Below are 1046 nucleotides of genomic sequence, written 5' to 3' on the forward strand. Positions count from 1 at the left end.
CCTTACCTCTGCTTGTCATGCAGGCCCAAAGCCCTGCTATCCGTTCAGGTCATGAGAAAAGACGGGGGCGATCACACTACCGCACGGCCCAGAACGGCCGACCCATTCCCGATCCGTCCCCCGCCGCTTCCCGGCATGTTTGGGGAGCCGGGAAGCGGCTCCCTTATCGCAAAGGAGCCGAGGGAAGTCATAAGACAAGCCTAATGCGCTGTGTGGTCGTTTCSTGTTGTAGTGTTTCCTCCATTGTTCGATCAGGATCTGCGCCTCGCGCAGGCTGTAGAAGRTTTCGCCATTCAGGAACTCRTCGCGGAAACGGGCGTTGAAGCTTTCGCAGTATCCGTTCTCCCAAGGCGATCCAGGTTCGATRTAAGCCGTTTTCGCGCCGACAGCTTTGATCCAGTCCTGTACGGCTTGAGCAACGAACTCCGGGCCATTGTCAGACCGAATGAACGAAGGCACGCCGCGCAGGATGAACAGGTCGCTCAGCACATCGATCACGTTGCCTGAGTTCAACTTCCTGTCGACACGGATCGCCAGACATTCCCGGCTGTACKCKTCGATGATATTCAATGTCCGGAACGCCTTCCCATCGTCCGTGCGGCAATGCACGAAGTCATATGACCAAACATGGTTTGGATGCTCAGGCCGCAACCGGACACACGATCCATCATTCAGCCAAAGCCGTCCTTTTCTTGGTTGTTTCATTGGCACCTTCAGCCCCTCTCGTCGCCACAGTCTTTCGACGCGCTTATCGTTCACATGCCAGCCAGCATCTCTGAGCATTGCTGCAATCCGACGATAGCCATACCGTCCATATTGCCGGGTTAGCTCGATCATATCCGCCACCAAGCGCTCTTCGTCTGGACGACCAATGGGTACCTTGCGCTGTGTCGATCGGTGTTGTCTCAGAACGCGACACGCGCGACGTTCCGAAACGTTCAGTTCTGCACGAACACGATCAATGCAGGTACGGCGACGAGCGGGGCTCAGAAGTTTCCCTTTGCGGCCTCCGCCAGGATCAGCTTGTCCAGGGTCAGATCCGAAAC

1 pseudogene is annotated in these 1046 nt (G+C 56.5%); it reads right to left on the reverse strand.

The features are described 5' to 3' along the window. Nucleotides 1-36 precede the first annotated feature (36 nt). Nucleotides 37-1046 (reverse strand): annotated as a pseudogene (locus FEV53_RS20290) (IS3 family transposase); the annotation flags it as partial.

The sequence above is a fragment of the Palleronia caenipelagi genome (genome assembly GCF_007004065.1).
Taxonomy (GTDB): domain Bacteria; phylum Pseudomonadota; class Alphaproteobacteria; order Rhodobacterales; family Rhodobacteraceae; genus Palleronia; species Palleronia caenipelagi.